The sequence below is a fragment of the Rhizobium sp. WYCCWR 11152 genome (assembly GCF_013087615.1).
Lineage (GTDB): Bacteria > Pseudomonadota > Alphaproteobacteria > Rhizobiales > Rhizobiaceae > Rhizobium > Rhizobium indicum.
In genome coordinates, this window is the sequence record NZ_JABFCP010000009.1 from 145545 (window position 1) to 163339 (window position 17795).

At 62.7% G+C, this 17795-nt stretch carries 16 protein-coding genes; 7 read left to right on the plus strand and 9 right to left on the minus strand.

Going from position 1 to position 17795, the window contains the following annotated elements; genetic code table 11:
• Positions 1–126: 126 nt before the first annotated feature.
• Positions 127–1122: a transporter gene (locus G9X67_RS15810; protein ID WP_138328851.1), complete on the minus strand. Its 996-nt coding sequence runs from the start codon at positions 1120–1122 to the stop codon at positions 127–129.
• Positions 1123–1330: 208 nt separating this feature from the next.
• Between G9X67_RS15810 and G9X67_RS15815 the strand changes: the two genes are divergently transcribed.
• Together G9X67_RS15815 and G9X67_RS15820 are read left to right on the plus strand one after the other, a co-directional pair.
• On the plus strand, positions 1331–3109 hold the full coding sequence (locus G9X67_RS15815; RefSeq protein WP_171599123.1) for an acyl-CoA dehydrogenase: 1779 nt from the start codon (positions 1331–1333) through the stop codon (positions 3107–3109).
• 9 nt (positions 3110–3118) lie between these two features.
• Complete coding sequence (locus tag G9X67_RS15820) at positions 3119–3874, plus strand: crotonase/enoyl-CoA hydratase family protein (protein WP_171599124.1); 756 nt, start codon at positions 3119–3121, stop codon at positions 3872–3874.
• A gap of 60 nt (positions 3875–3934) precedes the next feature.
• Here G9X67_RS15820 and G9X67_RS15825 read toward each other — a convergent pair whose 3' ends face one another.
• The 3 genes from G9X67_RS15825 to G9X67_RS15835 are packed head-to-tail and all read right to left on the minus strand — an operon-like array spanning position 3935 to position 6941.
• The gene (locus tag G9X67_RS15825) at positions 3935–4945 is read right to left on the minus strand and encodes an MBL fold metallo-hydrolase (RefSeq protein WP_171599125.1); all 1011 of its coding nucleotides are present in this window, start codon (positions 4943–4945) and stop codon (positions 3935–3937) included.
• Positions 4946–4947: 2 nt separating this feature from the next.
• Positions 4948–6198 carry a class I SAM-dependent RNA methyltransferase gene (locus G9X67_RS15830; RefSeq protein WP_171599126.1) on the minus strand — a complete coding sequence of 417 codons (1251 nt, stop codon included), beginning with the start codon at positions 6196–6198 and terminating at the stop codon, positions 4948–4950.
• Positions 6195–6941 carry a TlyA family RNA methyltransferase gene (locus G9X67_RS15835; protein ID WP_171599127.1) on the minus strand — a complete coding sequence of 249 codons (747 nt, stop codon included), beginning with the start codon at positions 6939–6941 and terminating at the stop codon, positions 6195–6197. Before G9X67_RS15835 ends, G9X67_RS15830 begins: the two co-directional genes overlap by 4 nt.
• A 132-nt stretch (positions 6942–7073) precedes the next feature.
• Between G9X67_RS15835 and G9X67_RS15840 the strand changes: the two genes are divergently transcribed.
• On the plus strand, positions 7074–8069 hold the full coding sequence (locus tag G9X67_RS15840; protein WP_171599128.1) for a DUF4424 domain-containing protein: 996 nt from the start codon (positions 7074–7076) through the stop codon (positions 8067–8069).
• Between the two features lie 217 nt (positions 8070–8286).
• Positions 8287–10221: a methyl-accepting chemotaxis protein gene (locus G9X67_RS15845; protein ID WP_171599129.1), complete on the plus strand. Its 1935-nt coding sequence runs from the start codon at positions 8287–8289 to the stop codon at positions 10219–10221.
• A gap of 232 nt (positions 10222–10453) precedes the next feature.
• On the opposite strand, the gene dxs is transcribed toward G9X67_RS15845, so the two are convergent.
• The 5 genes from dxs to G9X67_RS15870 form a co-directional block, all read right to left on the minus strand.
• On the minus strand, positions 10454–12370 hold the full coding sequence (gene dxs / locus G9X67_RS15850; RefSeq protein ID WP_171599130.1) for a 1-deoxy-D-xylulose-5-phosphate synthase: 1917 nt from the start codon (positions 12368–12370) through the stop codon (positions 10454–10456).
• A 234-nt stretch (positions 12371–12604) separates the two neighbouring features.
• Positions 12605–13528, minus strand: a complete 924-nt coding sequence (locus G9X67_RS15855) for a pirin family protein (RefSeq protein WP_171599131.1) — start codon at positions 13526–13528, stop codon at positions 12605–12607.
• Between the two features lie 137 nt (positions 13529–13665).
• On the minus strand, positions 13666–14433 hold the full coding sequence (locus tag G9X67_RS15860; RefSeq protein WP_171599132.1) for an SDR family oxidoreductase: 768 nt from the start codon (positions 14431–14433) through the stop codon (positions 13666–13668).
• A gap of 86 nt (positions 14434–14519) precedes the next feature.
• Positions 14520–14771 (minus strand): exodeoxyribonuclease VII small subunit, encoded by a 252-nt coding sequence (locus G9X67_RS15865; protein ID WP_171599133.1) that lies wholly within the window; start codon positions 14769–14771, stop codon positions 14520–14522.
• Positions 14772–14773: 2 nt separating this feature from the next.
• Positions 14774–15709 carry a histone deacetylase family protein gene (locus tag G9X67_RS15870; protein ID WP_171599134.1) on the minus strand — a complete coding sequence of 312 codons (936 nt, stop codon included), beginning with the start codon at positions 15707–15709 and terminating at the stop codon, positions 14774–14776.
• Between the two features lie 273 nt (positions 15710–15982).
• Here G9X67_RS15870 and G9X67_RS15875 point away from each other — a divergent pair, with 273 nt between their 5' ends.
• From G9X67_RS15875 to G9X67_RS15885, 3 genes are all read left to right on the plus strand, one after another.
• On the plus strand, positions 15983–16384 hold the full coding sequence (locus tag G9X67_RS15875) for an acyl-CoA thioesterase (protein WP_138387985.1): 402 nt from the start codon (positions 15983–15985) through the stop codon (positions 16382–16384).
• 82 nt (positions 16385–16466) lie between these two features.
• Positions 16467–17507: a hypothetical protein gene (locus G9X67_RS15880; protein WP_171599135.1), complete on the plus strand. Its 1041-nt coding sequence runs from the start codon at positions 16467–16469 to the stop codon at positions 17505–17507.
• A 69-nt stretch (positions 17508–17576) separates the two neighbouring features.
• Positions 17577–17759 carry a hypothetical protein gene (locus G9X67_RS15885; RefSeq protein ID WP_171599136.1) on the plus strand — a complete coding sequence of 61 codons (183 nt, stop codon included), beginning with the start codon at positions 17577–17579 and terminating at the stop codon, positions 17757–17759.
• Positions 17760–17795: the final 36 nt, after the last annotated feature.

Below are 17795 nucleotides of genomic sequence, written 5' to 3' on the forward strand. Positions count from 1 at the left end.
TGATGGAGGCCAACATGGATCCTCGGGTCGGGCCCGAGGATGACGGAGGGTGGGGTGAGCTTCTGGAGCAAGTACCGCGACGGGTGGGGAATGCGCCTCTCCGACAGTCATGTCGAACCTTCACCCTCAAAGAATATCCACCCGCCTCAATAGCCACCAGGCAAAGGCAATGGAGCCGACGATGAGGACGACGGCGTATTCGGTGCCGTAGTCGCCGACGGCGAAGGGCAGGTTTGCCGTGTTCATGCCGAAGAAGCCGGTCACCAGCGTCGGCGGCAGCAGGAAGGCCGTCATGATCGACAGCAGATAGAGGTGGCGGTTGGTTTCGGAGGATTGTTTCGAATCGATTTCTTCATGCAGCAGGCGTGCCCGGTCCTGCAGCGCGTAGATATCGTGGTCGACCGTTTCCAGCCGGCTCGTCAGCCGCCGCGCCACGTCGTCGAAGCCGAAGGGCATCTCGTCGTCGTCGGCCGCCGCCGCCCGGCGCATCAGCGCCAACACGGTGCGCAGGTGCCGATGCAGCCTGACCACCGTGCGCCGGACCGGCGCCAGGCGCCGGCGCTCGTCGCGCTGCGCACTGTCGTAGACGATATCCTCGATCTGGTTCAGCTCTTCGGTGAGTTCGATGACGATCGCGATCAGCGTGCGCTGGAACTCGATCACCAGCAGTTCGAAGAGATCGACCGGCCGGGAGAATTTGCCCGGGTTTTTCTCGATCAGCGCCCGCGCCCGTTCGACGCTGCGCAGCGGCTGCAGCCTCGTGGTGATGAGGAAGCGGTCGGACATGGCGAAATGCAGCCAGCCGAGATTGTTGGTATCCTGGGCAAAATCGCGCTGGCAATCGACGAGCGTGCCATAGAGCATCTGCTCGTCGACGGTGATGGCCGCATGCGTATCACGCGTCGTCAGCGCCGATTTCGCGTCCTCCGTCAGCCCGTCCAGCGTATCGAGCAAGGCCGGCACGCGGGCGTCGACAAGGTTGAGGTGCAGCCAGTAGAAACAGTTGTCGGCGGTCAGTTCCGCCACCGTCGCACTATTGTTCAGTCGCACCGCCGTCTTTTCACCCGGCGAGAAGCGATAGGCCCAGACGAAACCGGGTATGTTGACGGGCAATGTATCCATTGTTCGCCGGTCCTTTGCGAAGGCGATGTCTTCCCTTAGAGATTGTTCATGACGTCCATTTGTCCAAAGGTGCAAGAGCAAAGCGCCATGTCCGGCGATTTATCGCATGCCGGCCAAGGAAATCGAAATTGACGTTTACGTAAAAATCAATTAGCCCTTGCCTCGGAGGGGCTTGCCCAAGTGCAGGCCGGTCTGCGGAGGAAAAACCATGTACAAGGCGCCCGTCGAAGAAATCGCGTTCACGTTGAAGCATGTAGCGGGCATGGGCGAGGCGATTTCCAAAGGGCTGCTCGGCGATCTCGGCGAAGATCTGGTCGATGCGATCCTCGCTGAGGCGGGACGTTTTGCCACAGAGGAAGTGGCGCCGCTTGCCGAAATCGGTGACCGCCAGGGCGCCCGCTTGATCGATGGCGATGTCAGGCTGCCGGATGGCTGGCGCGATCTCTACCGCCACTGGATTGCCGGCGGCTGGAACGGTCTGACGGCGCCGGAAGCGTTCGGCGGCCAGGCCTTGCCGCATATGCTGAATGTCGCAGCACTCGAAATGTGGAATTCCGGTTCCATGGCCTTTGCACTCGCCCCGACGCTGACGATGGGCGCCATCGAGGCGGTCAGCGCCCATGGTAGTGCTGCGCTGAAAGACACATATCTGGAAAAGATGGTCTCCGGCGAATGGACCGGCACCATGAACCTGACGGAGCCGCATGCCGGCTCCGATCTCGGTGTGCTGAAAGCCCGCGCCGAGCGCCGCGATGACGGCAGCTACCGCCTGTTCGGCCAGAAGATCTTCATCACCTGGGGCGAACATGACGCCGCCGACAACATCATCCATCTGGTGCTGGCCCGTCTGCCGGATGCGCCGGCCGGCACACGCGGCATCTCGCTCTTCCTGGTGCCGAAATTCCTGGTGAACGACGATGGCTCGCTTGGGCCCCGCAACGATCTGTTCTGCCATTCGCTGGAGCACAAGCTCGGCATCCATGGTTCGCCGACCTGCACGATGATTTACGGCGACGGAAAATTCGGCGGTGAAAAGGGCGCTGTCGGATGGCTGGTCGGCGAGGAGAACAAGGGACTGGCCTGCATGTTCACGATGATGAACAATGCCCGCCTTGCCGTCGGCATGCAGGGCGTGGCGATCGCGGAAGCCGCCACCCAGAAGGCGCTGGCCTATGCCAGGGAACGCACTCAGGGCAGGGCGCCGGGCTCAGGCAGTGCCGGCATGAGCCCGATCGTCGAACATCCCGATGTCGCCCGCATGCTCCTCACCATGAAGGCGCTGACGCAAGGGGCGCGCGCCATCTCCTATGCCTGCGCCCATGCGATCGACATGTCTCACCGGGCAGTTGGCTCCAGCCGCCACTGGCAGGAGCGCGCCGCTTTGCTGACGCCGATCGCCAAATCCTTTTCAACCGATGCCGGCGTCGACGTCGCCTCGCTCGGCATTCAGGTGCATGGCGGCATGGGCTTCATCGAGGAGACGGGTGCGGCGCGCTATCTTCGCGATGCCCGCATCGCGCCGATCTACGAGGGCACCAACGGCATCCAGGCAATCGACCTCGTCACCCGCAAGCTGCCGCTCTCCGGCGGCGATCAGGTGAAGGGCTTCATCGCCGAGCTTAAGCAGATCGCCGACGACGTCCGCCGCTCCAATCTTAATGGTTTCGGCGAGACCGCTGTGAGGCTCGACGCGGCGATCGCCGATCTCGATCAGGCGACCGCCTGGCTGATAAAGACGCTTGCCGATGACAAGACCGCCGAAGCGCTCTCCGGTGCCACCCCCTATCAGCGCCTGTTCGGGCTGGTGCTCACCGGCTGTTATCTTGCCAAGGGCGGTCTCGCCGAGAGTGCCGATGGTGTGGCCGAAAACCGCATCGCGCTCTGCCGCTTTGCCGCCGAGAACCTGCTCGCCGAGACCGCAGCCCTGCGCGACCGGGTCGTCAATGGTGCGGCAAGCCTTGCCGCCGCCCGTATCCTGCTTGCCTGAGGAGACCTTATGACCGATCACATCATCGTCGAGCAGCCTTCCGCCCATCCCGGCGTCCAGTCTATCCGCTTCAATCGGCCGGAGAAGAAGAACGCCATCACCCGCGCCATGTATCGCACCATGGCCGATGCGCTGAATGCGGCCAACACAAATCCCGGCATCCGCGCCACCGCTTTGCTCGGCACCGAAGGCTGCTTCTCGGCCGGCAACGACCTGAACGATTTTCTGGCTGCCGCAATGGGCGGCCGCGGCCTGGAGCAGGAGATCCTCGATTTCCTCTATGCGCTGGTGAATGCCGAAAAACCCGTCGTCTCCGGCGTCGACGGTCTGGCGGTCGGCATCGGCACGACGATCCATCTCCATTGCGACCTGACCATCGCCTCTAGCCGCAGCCAGTTCCGCACACCCTTCGTCGATCTGGCGCTGGTCCCGGAGGCCGGCTCCAGCCTCGTCGCGCCGCGCCTGATGGGGCATCAGCGCGCCTTCGCCCTGCTGGCGGCCGGCGAAGCATTCTCGGCCGAGGAAGCGAGGGAAGCCGGTCTGGTCTGGAAGGTCGTCGAGCCAGGCGAGGTCGATTCACTGACGCTTGGCCTCGCCGCGAAGCTCGCGGCCAAGCCGCCGGAAGCGTTGCGTATCTCCCGCGACCTCATTCGCGGCGATCGTGGCGAGATCATCGCCCGCATCGACGAGGAGGCCCGCTATTTCTCCGCGCGGCTGAAAAGTGCCGAGGCGCGGGCGGCCTTCGAAGCCTTCATGCGTCGCTGAGCGCCGCCTGGCATCGCTTCGCGGCGATCGACACCAACACCGGGAGCAAACGGATAGCGATTAGACAGCTGGCACATTAAATACCTCGCCGGCCCTGAGCGGCCGGAACCGTTCCGGGGGAATATCATGCTCGCTCATTGCGTCTTGCAACGCTCTTGCCGGCGCGTCGACCGCTTCATTTGTCAGTTGGAACGTGGCGAAGTGATGCCCGGCCACATAGGCCGCATTTGCCAACTTCATCCCGATCACCGCTTCCTGTGGATTCTGGTGCTGCCCTTTCATGAACCAGCGCGGCTCATAGGCGCCGAAGGGTAAAATGGCCAAGCGAAAGCCGCCATGCTTCTGCTGTGCCGCTTTGTAATTGATGCCGTTGTGAAAGCCCGTATCTCCGACGTGATAAATTTTTCCGGCTGGAGTCGACAAAACGAACGACGCCCAGAGCGCCATCCGGCGATCGGCGGTTCCGCGGGCGGACCAATGGTGTGCAGGCTCCGCATCAATGCTTATTCCGGCGTGCGAAATGTGCTGGCCCCAGTCCATCGATGTCGTCTGTATATCGGGCACGGCACGGCGAATGATCGTGTCATTGCCGAGTGGCGTCACGACACGCGGCCGATGCTTCGCACCCAACCGCCTGAGCGTTGCGATATCGAGATGATCATAATGATTGTGCGACACCAGCACGAGATCAATCGGGGGCAAATCATCGAACGCGATACCCGGTGGGACGACGCGCCTGGGTCCGGCAAAAGCGAGGGGACTCGCGCGCTCTGACCATACCGGGTCGGTGAGGATATTGAGCCCAGCGACCTGCACGAGCATTGTTGCATGACCAACCATGGTCACCCTCAGATCCTCGCCGTCGACGCATGGATCCGGCTTGGCCGCCGGGTATGGACTTGGGACCGACTGAGGCCAGCGCTCACGGCCACCGCCGAATTGCCACCGCAGCAGATCGCGGAAGCCAAGGGGCTCAATACCTTCGGGATTGAAGAAATGTGTGCCGTCGAAGTGATCGGACACTGGGCCGTTATAGTATGGGTTGCGTCTTTTCGTCTTTCCGACAGGCACGCCTATTTCTCCAGCGTCGCCACCACCTCGACATGCGAGGTCCAGAGGAACTGGTCGATCGGCGTCACTTGCGTGATCCGGTAGCCGCCCTCGACGAGGATCGCGAGATCCCGCGCCAGCGTCAGCGGATTGCAGCTAACGGCCACGATCTTCTTCACACCTGAGCGGGCAAGCTCCTGGCACTGGAACTCGGCACCGGCGCGCGGCGGATCGAAGACGACGACGTCATAGGGCTTGAACTCCTGCGTCATCAGCGGGCGGCGGAAGAGATCGCGCTTTTCGACGGTGACCGGTTTCAGCCCCTGTGTGTTGCGGGCGGCATGATCGAGAGCTGCGAGCGCCTTTGCTTCGGCTTCGACGGCGTGCACGCGGCCGATCCGCGCCAGCCGCAGCGAAAACGTGCCGGAGCCGGCAAAGAGATCGGCGATCCGCTTCGACTTGCCGGCATGAGCCGTGACCAGCTCCGCCATCGCCTCTTCCGCCGGCTTCGTCGCCTGGGTAAAGCCGCCCGGCGGTGGTGAAACCTGGACGCCGCCGAATTCGACCATCGGCTTAGACGGCTCGACGAGGATTTCGCCGTTCAGCGAAACACGGGCGATGCCGCGCAGGCTGAGCGCGGTCTCGATTGCCTTGCGCCGCTGCGGGTCGGAGAGTTTCTTCACGTCGTCGACGGAGATGTCGAGGCCGGAAAGCGTTTCGAGGACGGCGACGCGGAAGGGTTCGGCGCTGGTCGCCAGCGAAGCAGCAATCGCCCTGATCGCCGGCAGCCGGGCAATGATCCCTGCCGACGAGATCGGACATTCCTCGATGGCGACGATATGGTGGCTTTCGGCCTGGTTGAAACCGATCAGCATGTCCTTCTCGGTCTTGCGTGCCGCAAAGACGACACGCCGGCGTTCGCCCGGCCGGGCCGGAACGATCTCGCCGACCTCCGGCGTCAGCCCCTTGGATTTCAGCGCGTCGATGACCAGCTGGCGCTTGAAGGCGCGGTAGGGCGCATCTGCCATATGCTGCAGCGTGCAGCCGCCGCAGGTGCCGTTGACGCCATCCGGGCCGAAATGCCGGCAGGGCGGCTCCTGCCGGTCGGGCGAGGGTGTCGTGATCGACATGATCGTGCCCTGGCTCTTGACGCGGGCAATCGCCACGGTTTCGCCGGGCAGGGAAAAGGGCACATAGACAGGCCCGCCGGCGCTGCTGGCGATGCCGTCGCCCTGGGCGCCGAGCTTCTCGATCGTGACGGTTTCGGTGCTCACGGCTTCAATCCTGCCAGAAGGAATTCCTGATTGCCGTCGCCGCCGGAAATCGGGGAGGGGATGAGGCCAAGGCTTTTCCAGCCCATGTCCTCGACGAACCAGCGCGCCAGTTCTGCAGCAACGGCGGGAGCAGACGAGGGGTCCTTCAGCATCCCGCCCTTGCCGATCGCATCGCGCCCGGCCTCGAACTGCGGCTTGACCAGCAGCACGGCGACAGCGCCGGGTTCGGCGATCTCAAGGGCCGGCGCGAGCGCCAGCTTCAGCGTGATGAAGGAGACGTCGGAAACGATGAAGGTGGCGGGATGGTCGATATCGTCTGCCGTCAGGTTACGGGCGTTGAGGCCCTCCCTGTTGGTCACCCGCGGATCGCCTGATATGCGCGGATGCATCTGCCCATGGCCGACATCGATCGCAGTGACATGCGCGGCACCGCGCTGCAGCAGCACCTCGGTGAAGCCGCCGGTGGAAGCGCCGACATCAAGACAGTGATGGCCGGCGGGATCGAGCCGGAAATGCTCAAGTGCTGCGGCAAGCTTCAGCGCGGCGCGCGAGACATAGTCTTGCGCCGGATCGTCGATCTCGATTTCCGCGTCTGCGCCAAACAGCGCGCCGGCCTTCGTGACCACCTGGCCGCCGATCCTGACGGTGCCGCGCTGCACGGCGTCGCGGGCGCGTGAACGGCTGGCAAAGAGGCCGAGGGAGACGAGAAGCTGGTCGAGGCGTTGGGTGTTTTGATCTGACATCGGCTGTGCATGACCGGCAAAGCCGCCGGTTGCAAGCATTTTGTTCCCAAGACCGTCATTGACCCTCAAAAGCTTTCGGCGATAATCCTGCCGCGGCGATCGCGGGGCGTGCCGCAGACACGGGGGTGTTCTATGCTGAAGCTCTTCACTCTGATTGTCGCGGCAGTGATCGCGTCGCCCGCGCTCGCGAACGACACTATGGCCGAGGTCAAGACCGGCGGGCTGATCTTTGCCCAATCCGACGATGTCAGCATGGCGGAAGAGGATCTTTTCATCTCCGCTTCGGAAGTGCGTGTCGACTACGTCTTCGAGAACAGCTCCGACAAGGATGTCGAAAGCCTGGTCGCCTTTCCGATGCCTGACATATCAGGCCAGGTCGACAACAATTCCGCCATCTCCGATTATGACAGCGATAATTTCCTGCATTTCTCCACCGTGCAGGATGGAAGGCCGATCACCGCCAAGCTGCAGCAGCGCGTCGTCTCGCTCGGCATCGACGTGACCGACGAGTTCGCCAAGCAGGGCATTCCCGTCTTGCCCTACAGCCAGAAGACGACTGAGGCGCTCGCCAAACTTCCCGAAACCGTCCGCAAGGACTGGATCGCCCGCGGCCTCGTCTATCCCATGGGCGCCGGCGATGCCAAGGTCGATCTCGTGCCGCTCTGGACGCTGCGCTCGACCTATTGGTGGCGCACCACCTTCCCGGCGAAGAAAAAGGTCAGCGTCGAGCATCGTTACAAGCCGGCCGTCGGAGGCACCGTCGCCATCAGCTTTCTCGGAGGTGGTGAGCCGAAGGGTGAGCGCTTCGAGGAATATTCCCGCAAATACTGCCTCGACGGAGATTTCGTCAGGGTTGCCCAGCAGCGTGCGCGGGAAGCCGAGGCCGGAGGCGCCAACTATACCGAAAGCTGGATCTCCTATGTGCTGTCGACCGGCGCCAACTGGGCGGGACCGATCAAGCGCTTCCAGCTGACGATCGACAAGGGCAAGCCCGGCAGCCTCATCAGCTTCTGCGGCAGCAATGTTCAGAAGATCGGTCCTACGACCTTCCGGATGACGGCCGAGGATTTCGATCCTGCGAAGGATTTCGACATCCTGATCCTCAATCCTCCAGAAACGGCACAATAATCCTCAGGCTTGGCCGCTGTTGCGCCGCACAAATTTAAACAAATTTAAAGCCTGGCCGGATAGGTTCGGCGTGATTGTAGCGGTTCATCCAAGCCGCTCGGCGCCATGACGGCGCAAGCGTTTCCACGCCGATCATGTTCTCAGCTTCAAACATCCCGGCGGTTGCGTCTCGTGCGACCTGCCTCGCCGCGTCGACTGTCGTCAGGAGAAATCACCGATGTCCGCCAAAAACATATCCTTGAACGGTAAGCTTGCGGCCACGTTCGCAGCCCTCATTCTCATTTTCGTCGCCGTTTCCGCTTTCGTCTATTCCAAGGCGACGGCGTCTGCGGCCGCGTCTGCCGAGCAGGAAAAGTCCGAGCTGCTCGTCAACCAGATCGACGATGCGCTGCAGGCGATGCTCGAGCAGGCCGTCAACCTGCGCGGCTTCATCCTCTTCCGCAGCGACAGCACCTATGGCGATGTCTTCGCCAACCGCGAGCGCATGCTGAAGGCGATTGCCGCCGCCAAGCAGACGGCGGCCGGCGAGCCGCAGCTGGTCGAGATGATCGACGGCATGCAGAAGGCTGCCGATCTCTATTTCCATGAACTTGCCGAGCCGCAGACCAAGGCGCGCAAGGAAACCGACATGCCGATCGAAGAGGTCGTCAAGATCGGCGTCAACGCCACCAAGGGCCAGCTCGACGGGTTCCGCCAGGCCTCGGCCAAGATCAAGGCCACCGCGCGTGAAAAGTCGGAAGCGCTGGCCGCGATCCGCGCCGATGCCAACAGCCATCTGAAGACGACGCTGCTTGCCGGCGGCATCGTCGCCTCGCTTGCCGCCGCCATGCTTGCTTGGCTTATGTCGCGCACGATCGTCCGCCCGGTCGTCGGCATGACGAGCGCCATGGATCGCCTCGCCGGCGGTCAGAACGATATCGAGGTTCCGGCGACCGACCGCGGCGACGAAATCGGCCGCATGGCTCAGTCCGTCCTGGTCTTCAAGCAGGCGGCGATCGAGAAGCTGCGCCTTGCCGGCGAAACAGACCGCATGCGCGACGACGCCGAGCGCCAGCGCCGGGCAGGCGACGAGCAGAAGGCGCGCGAGGAAGGCGAGATCCGCTATGCCATCGACGCCTTGGCAGGCGGCCTTGCCGAGCTTGCCAACGGCGATATGGCCGGTCGTATCCAGACGCCGTTCGCCTCGCAATATGACAGCCTGCGCAACGACTTCAACCATGCCGTCGAAAAGCTGCAGGCGGCACTGCAATCGGTCGGCCGCAACGCCTCGGCGATCAATGCCGGCGCTGGCGAAATCCGCTCGGCCGCCGACGATCTTGCCCACCGCACCGAGCAGCAGGCTGCCGCCGTCGAACAGACCGCAGCAGCGCTTGAAGAAGTGACGACCACCGTCCGCGACAGCGCCAAGCGCGCCGAGGATGTCGGCAATCTCGTCGAGCGAGCTCGCCTCGGCGCCGAAAAGTCAGGCGAAGTCGTCCGCAAGGCCGTCTCCGCCATGCAGCAGATCGAGAAGTCCTCGGGTGAAATCTCCAACATCATCGGCGTCATCGACGACATCGCCTTCCAGACCAATCTCTTGGCTCTGAACGCCGGCGTCGAAGCCGCCCGCGCCGGCGATGCCGGCAAGGGCTTTGCGGTCGTCGCCCAGGAAGTGCGCGAGCTCGCCCAACGCTCGGCCAAGGCGGCCAAGGAGATCAAGGCGCTGATCACCACCTCGGGCGAACAAGTCGTTGCCGGCGTCGGCCTCGTCGGCGAGACCGGCAAGGCGCTGGAGGTCATCGTCTCCGAGGTGCAGGAGATCAACCACCACGTCAGCGCCATCGTCACCGCCACGCGCGAACAGTCGATCGGCCTGCAGGAGATCAACACCGCCGTCAACAACATGGACCAGGGCACGCAGCAGAACGCTGCCATGGTCGAGGAGCAGACCGCGGCCAGCCATGCACTCGCCCAGGAGGCAAACGCCCTCGAAGAACTGCTGCGCCAGTTCAAGCTCGGCCAGGTGGCCCCGGCGCCGCGCGCAAGCGTTGCCGGCACCAACGCCCGCCCGGTCGCCTCCCCGGCCCACGCTTTGACCCGCACCGTCGCCAAGGCTTTCGGCGGAAGACAGGCGAGTGCTGCGGCGGTGAAGGAAGACTGGACGGAGTTCTGAGAGTACGCCTTTCCTAGGGAAGGGACGTTAAATGAAGAGGGCGGTGCAGTGATGCGCCGCCTTTTTTATTGAGAGGACCTGCCGGGCAGCCCCCTCATCCGCCTGCCGGCACCTTCTCCCCGGGGGGAGAAGAGATTTGCGGCGACGTTTCGATTCCCTCTTCTCCCCCTCGGGGAGAAGGTGCCCGTAGGGCGGATGAGGGGGCCACACGGCATGCCCTCACCCAAATCACTTATCCCGCAACCCCAACCGCAACACCACGTCCCAGCGCCCTGAACACCGTCGAGACGATGCCGGCGCGGTCGAGCCCGGCATGGGCGTTCATCGCTTCGGGTTTGGCTTGCTCCATCCAGATGTCGGGCATCACCAGCGAGCGCAGCTTCAGACCGTTGTCGAGCAGGCCTTCGCTGGCGAGGAAGTGCGTCACATGGCTGCCGAAGCCGCCGATCGAGCCTTCCTCGACGGTGATCACGATCTCATGGTGGCGGGCAAGCTGGCGGATCAGGTCGCGGTCGAGCGGCTTGGCGAAACGCGCATCGGCGACTGTCGTCGAAAGCCCCGCGGCATCGAGATCCTCGGCGGCCAGCAGACAATCGGCAAGCCGGGTGCCGAACGAGAGCAGGGCAACCTTGGTGCCTTCCTTGACGATGCGGCCCTTGCCGATCTGCAGGATTTCGCCGCGCGCCGGCATGTCGACGCCGACACCTTCGCCGCGCGGATAGCGGAACGAGATCGGCCCGCCATCATAGGCGACAGCCGTGCGCACCATGTGCTTGAGTTCGGCCTCGTCGGCCGCCGCCATCACCACGAAGCCGGGCAGGGTGGTGAGGAAGGCCGTGTCGAAGGAGCCGGCATGCGTCGGCCCGTCGGCGCCGACGAAGCCGGCACGGTCGATCGGGAAACGCACCGGCAGTCCCTGGATCGCCACGTCGTGCACGACCTGGTCGTAGGCGCGCTGCAGGAAGGTGGAATAGAGGGCGGCGAATGGCTTGTAGCCTTCTGCGGCAAGGCCGGCGGCGAAGGTCACGGCATGCTGTTCGGCAATACCGACGTCGAAACAGCGCGACGGAAAGGCTTCGGCGAGCTTGTCGAGGCCGGTACCATTCGGCATGGCGGCGGTGATGCCGACGATCTTGTCGTCGAGTGTGGCTTCCTGCACCAGCGCTTCGGCAAAGACGCTGGTATAGCTCGGCGCATTCGGCTTGACCCTTGCCTGGGCCCCGGTGATGACGTCGAACTTGTTGACGCCGTGATATTTGTCGGCTGCGGCTTCCGCCGGCGGATAGCCCTTGCCCTTCTGCGTGACGACATGGATCAGCACCGGCCCGCGTCCATTGTCGCGCACGTTGCGCAACACGGGCAGCAGGTGGTCGAAGGAGTGCCCGTCGATCGGCCCGATATGATAGAAGCCCATCTCCTCGAACATCGTGCCGCCGGTGACATAGCCGCGCGCATGCTCGACGGCGCGAGTGATCGCCCGGTCGATGTTCTTGCCGAGATAGGCCGTCAGCTTCTTGCCGAAGTCACGGAAGCCCATATAGGTGCGACCCGAGGCAAGGCGCGCGAGATAGGCGCTCATGGCGCCCGTCGGCGGCGCGATCGACATATCGTTGTCGTTGAGGATGACGATGAGGCGCGCATCGAGTGCGCCGGCATTGTTCAGCGCCTCATAGGCCATGCCGGCCGACATCGCCCCGTCGCCGATGACGGCGATGACGCGGCGGTCTGATTTGTCGAGGTCGGCGGCAATCGCCATGCCGAGGCCGGCCGAGATCGAGGTCGAGGAATGCGCTGCACCAAAGGGATCGTATTCGCTCTCCGCCCGGCGGGTGAAGCCGGACAGCCCGTCTTCCTGGCGCAGCGTCCGGATGCGGTCGCGCCGGCCGGTGAGAATCTTGTGCGGATAACATTGATGGCCGACGTCGAAGATCAGCCGATCATCAGGTGTGTCGAAGACGCTGTGGATGGCGATCGTCAACTCGACGACGCCGAGACCGGCGCCGAGATGGCCGCCGGTGCGCGACACCGCATCGATCATTTCGTCCCGGACTTCGCGGGCAAGCTGCGGCAGGTCGCGATCCTCGAGCTTGCGCAGGTCGGCGGGATAGATGACCTGGTCGAGCAGGGGGGTCTTCGGCAGTTGTGTCACGGGCGGGCGCTCTTTCTTGCTTTTCCTTGTTCCGCTTTATTCGATTAGATTGCGGCAAAACAAGTGCATTTCAGGAACCGAAGGTTTTCACCTTAGAGCATGATGCCGAAAAGTGTGAGCGGTTTTCGGGCAACATCATGCTCCCACTATTAAAGCATGATGCCGAAAAGTGTGAGCGGTTTTCGGCGGATATCACCCTCTATTTCTTCGATCCGGAGCATTCGGATCAGGGGTTCAGCCTTCCGGCAAAGGCACGAATTCCTCTTCGTCACCGGGAACGATATCGAAGCGGCCGGTGCGCCATTCCTCCTTGGCCTGTTCGATCCGCTCCTTTGAGGAGGAGACGAAATTCCACCAGATATAACGTTTCGAATTCAGCGCCGCCCCTCCGAAGAGCATCAGGTGGCAGCCATCGCGGCCGGCTTCCAGCGTGATCGCATCGCCTGGCCGGAAGACCAGCAACTGGTCGGCGGCGAAGCGGTCGCCTGATATGACGACCTCGCCCGACAGCACATAGACGGCGCGCTCTTCATGCGCCGCGCCGAAGGGAAATTTGGCGCCCGCCTGCAGGTCGAGATCGATATAGAGCGTGTCAGAGAAAACGCCGACCGGCGATGTCATGCCTTCGAACGAACCGATGACCACCCGCCCGCGCACGCCGCTCGTCTCGATCAGCGGCATGGCGGATTTTTCCGTGTGGGCGAAGGCGGGATCGATCTCCTCCTTGTCATCGGGCAGCGCCAGCCAGGTCTGCAGCCCCGACATCAGCAGCGGATGGCCACGCAGATTTTCGGGCGTGCGCTCGGAATGGACGATGCCGCGGCCGGCCGTCATCAGGTTGATATCGCCGGGACGGATGACCTTTTCGGTGCCGAGGCTGTCGCGATGGCGGATCTCGCCGTCGAACAGATAGGTGACTGTCGACAGTCCGATATGCGGATGCGGCTTGACGTCGAGCGCCTCGTCCGGCTTCAGGATCGCCGGCCCCATGCGGTCGAAGAAGATGAACGGCCCGACCAGCCGCCGCTGCCGGCTGGGCAGCGCGCGGCGCACCTGAAAACCGCCGATATCGCTGGTGCGCGGGATGATCAGGTTCTCGATCGCATCGCAGGCGAAGGCATCGCCGGGCAGGGGGTCTTTACCGGGAAAGAAGGACATGTCGGATCTCCGATCGCTACAGTGCCGAGCGTCATCGCCCACAGATAGCGCCTGGAGCTCCGCGCGTCCAATCGGACGCGGAAAGGACGCTCAGCCCTGAAAGTGCGCCGCGCGTCCAATCGGACACGCGTCGGGGCTCAGATCGCGGTAAAACCATTGTCGACGAAGAGATGGGCGCCATTGACGAAGCTCGATTCGTCGCTAGCGAGGTAAAGCGCGGCCCGTGCCACGTCTTCCGGTTCGCCGATCCGCCCCTGCTGGGCGGCAATGGCGGCATCCGAAACGTCGACGCCGAGCGCCTGCAGGTCGGCCACCTCGCGCAGGCCATGCGGCGTGCGGATGAAGCCGGGGCAGACGGCGTTGCAGCGGATGTTGCGATCGCGGAATTCCACCGCGATGGCGCGGGCAAACATATGCACCGCCCCCTTGGTCGTGTCGTATAGCACTTCCATCGGCGTGGCGGCGACCGCCGAGATCGACGAGGTGCAGACGATCGACCCGCCGCCGCTGGCAATCATCTTCGGCAGCACCGCCTTGGTCATCAGGAACATCGAGCGCACGTTGACGGCATGCAGCCAGTCCCATTCCTCGACGGTCGTTTCCAGAAAAGGTTTGATGACGATCGTGCCGGCGTGATTGAAGAGCACGGTCACTGCGCCGTAACGTGCCTCGACGCCTGCGACGGCGGCATTGACGGCGGATTCGTCCGAGACATCGGCCGTCCAGCAGTCGGCCTCGCCGCCGGCATCACGGATCGCTTGGACTGTCTCGGCCGCCGCCTGGCCATTGCGGTCGATGATCGCAACACGCGCGCCTTCCGCTGCAAAAAGCTTCGAGGCGGCACCGCCCATGCCGGTCGCGCCGCCCGAGATAATGGCGACCTTGCCCTTCAATCTGTCCGTCATTTTTCCGTCCCCTCATCGTTTTGCAAGGGGATCATAGATCGGCCGGAAGCCGATAGCCAAGCGTCTTCGAAAGGGAGTTTGCTGTCTCAGGCGCCGTCCAGCGGCTCGACGCCCTGCGGCTTGCCGGCGCGGTCGAGCCGGATCTTCTCGATGCGGTTTTCGGCGGCCGAAAGCAGCATCTCGCAATGTTTCTTCAGCGCTTCGCCGCGCTCGTAGATCTCGATCGATTCATCCAGCGCCACATCGCCGCGTTCCAGCCGGGCGACGATGCTTTCGAGTTCGGCGACCGCCTTTTCGAAGGAAAGGCCGGACACCTCCGGCTTGACGCTGTCAGTCATTCTCAACCCTTCATCATTCTCAGAATATGCATGCCCGCCGATTCGGCGAGTCCCTCGAGATCATAACCGCCTTCGAGCAGGCTGACGACCCGGTTCTTCGAGTGCCGGTCCGCGAGTTCCAGCACGCGCCCGGTCGCCCAGTCGAAATCCTCGCCGGTCAGATTGATCTGCGCCAGCGGATCGCGGTGATGCGCGTCGAAGCCGGCGGAGATGATGATGAGATCCGGCCGGAAATCGTCAAGAGCGGGCAGCACGCGCGATTTGAATGCCTCGCGGAAATGGTCGCTGCCGACATTCGGCGACAGCGGCGCATTGACGATGGTGTTGTGCTTGCCCTTCTCGTCCTTGGCGCCGGTGCCGGGATAGAGCGGCATCTGATGGGTCGAGCAGAACAGCACCGAAGGATCGTCCCAGAAGATATCCTGCGTGCCGTTGCCGTGGTGCACGTCCCAGTCGACGATGGCGATGCGCTCGGCGCCATGCGTCTTTTGCGCATGCCGGGCGGCGATCGCCGCATTGTTGAAGAAGCAGAAGCCCATCGCCGTCATCTTCTCGGCATGGTGCCCCGGCGGGCGGGCGGCGACGAAGACATTGTCGGCCCGGCCGGTAAAGACGTCGTCGACCGCCGCCATCGCCCCGCCGATGCCGGTCAGCGCCGCCTGCAGGCTCTTGCTGCTGGCATAGGTGTCGGCTTCGATCTGGTTGATCTCGCCCTCTTCCTCGGGGATCTCCCGCATGACGGCGGTCAGATGTTCCTCCGGATGGGCCAGTAGCACCGCATCCTCATTCGCCTGCGGCGCCTGTCGGCGTTCCAGCCGCTCGAAATTCGGATGTTCCAGCGCGACATTGATGGCGCGGATCCTGTCCGATCGCTCCGGATGGCCGGCGGGCGTGACATGTTCCAGGAAGATCGGGTGTTCATAAAGACGGGTGCTCATGAATACACTCTATCGGTCGCTTATGTCATGTGCCACAGCAGATGGGGCATCGCCCGACGATTTCAACAAGCGCTCTTGCCGCGCCGTCCGACCGTTCGCCTTCACACTGTCCCCTTTGCGCCGTTTCCGTCGAGCCGGTCCATCGCAGCAGCGCCGCATCTTTTCAGGCGCGCAAAGAACACTGTAACTATTGCGTAATTCCTTAAGCCGGTTCCGGTATAAGCAATTATGCAGTAGTGTTACCATGGGGAACTGAGTAGGGCAGATCTGTTGATGAGTCAGTCGAAACGCCCGGATGTGGCGGAAATACGCGTGCCGTTTCGCGATGTCGATATGAACGGCCAGATGTTTCTGGCCTCCTATATTTCCTATGCCGAGTCCGTCCTGGCAGGCTTCTGGTCGTCACGGCCCGATGTCGATGACGAACCCGTCTATAGCCCCAGCAAGGTTTCCTGCATGCTCCACCGTCCGCTGCACTATGACGAGCCGGCAACCTTCACCGCCACCATCGACAAGATCGGCATGCATTCCATCGGCTTCCTCATTTCGATCGACACCGGGGAGGAGCGTGCCGCCGAGGTCGAGATCATCTGGCAGGCCCGCACCCGCGAGGACCAGTCGCCGGCCTCGCTGCCGGAGGAAACGCGCGACTGGCTTTATCGGTTTTTGGATTAGGATGCCGTGCGGACGGCGGGATGCGCTTTTGTTTTCCTGCCGCCCCATTGATCTGCAGATGTCAGCAATCCAAAATCGCTCAATGACAAAATCCGATGTTTTACCCCCCGATCTACAGGAACTGCTGGTTGCCATTGGGGAGCGCCTGAATAGCGGCCAAAGTGTCGAAGCGCAGCTGCCTTCCGCTGTAGCTGGCATATCCGCTCTCCCGGCTACAACGATCAGCCAATCTGCCCCGGCGATTGCAACAGCAGCAAAGCTATATCGCTGGCGTCCGGAGCCCGCGTGGCCTGGCAGACTGTTCCGGCCTCATCTCTCTGATAAGCAGCAGTTATTGAAATTTCCCGACCTTCGTTATCTCTTCCTGTTTCATTGCAATGGACGGATGAGGGAAGTTGCCCTCAAGAGGATAACCGGCGGGCTGCAAAGTTCTTTTCTGTTCGCGGCAATCGCCATACGTCTGAATGACTGGGCGGAGCCAGTCCGCGCTGCTGCGTTTGATTGTGCGAAGCGGTGCTTCCCGCTCACCTCGGCTGAGGTAATCGCCAATGCCGTGACCTCCCTGCTTCTGCACCAAGAAAGTTGGGGAAGATGGGGCGTCGAACGCGAGGCTATGGAGACGACGCTTGCAAGGCCTGATGTGGCTGAACAGCTCAGCGGAATCCTCTGTGAAGCGCAAACCGGGCCTACTTCACGGACTTTTCGTCTCGTGCTGAAGAATAGTTCGATAGATCCTCATTTGTCTCGACTGGCGGCAAGCGCGAAACAACCATGGATTCGAGCCATGGCGGTCAAAGCCATTGCGGACGAGCGTGCTGGCTGGCAAGTTGGCTGGGAGTGGAAGTGGATAGACAAATCTATGGGAAAACGGGCGCGAGAGCCTAAGTTCGACTTCCGTGACGTCCAAATCTCCTTCGATAAAGCGGCTGTCATCAGAGCTGCCGCGTCAGATACATCTGCAATCGTCCGACGCGCCGCACTGACGGCAGTTATTCAGCAGTGGCGTGGAAGCCGCGAAGCTGAGGAGCTCGCGTTGAGGCTGAGAGCTGATCCCAATCCTTCCGTGAGAGAACGCGCCGCCTTCATCTTATCGAGGACAGGTGAATCTGTTACTCCCGCGTGACGCGGTTGGATGCGACCTTTACAATAGACGGGCAGAGATCCCTTTCCTGCCGATACCGTGGAGTTTTTAGTGAAAAACGAGCGAGAGAAAGGGCAGTGGGAGACCGATGACGCGGTGACGTTCATGTACGGAAAATACAACGGCGCGCTTCTTCTGGCGCTCCGGGATTTCTGGAAAACACTTCGTTCGGCGTGGCCCGACAAGCAAAAGCCTCCGATCTCTCCGCATCGTGGCGATCAACCCCAAGAATAGCGCAGCGACCTTTCTCCTGAGGTTACTCCCGCAATC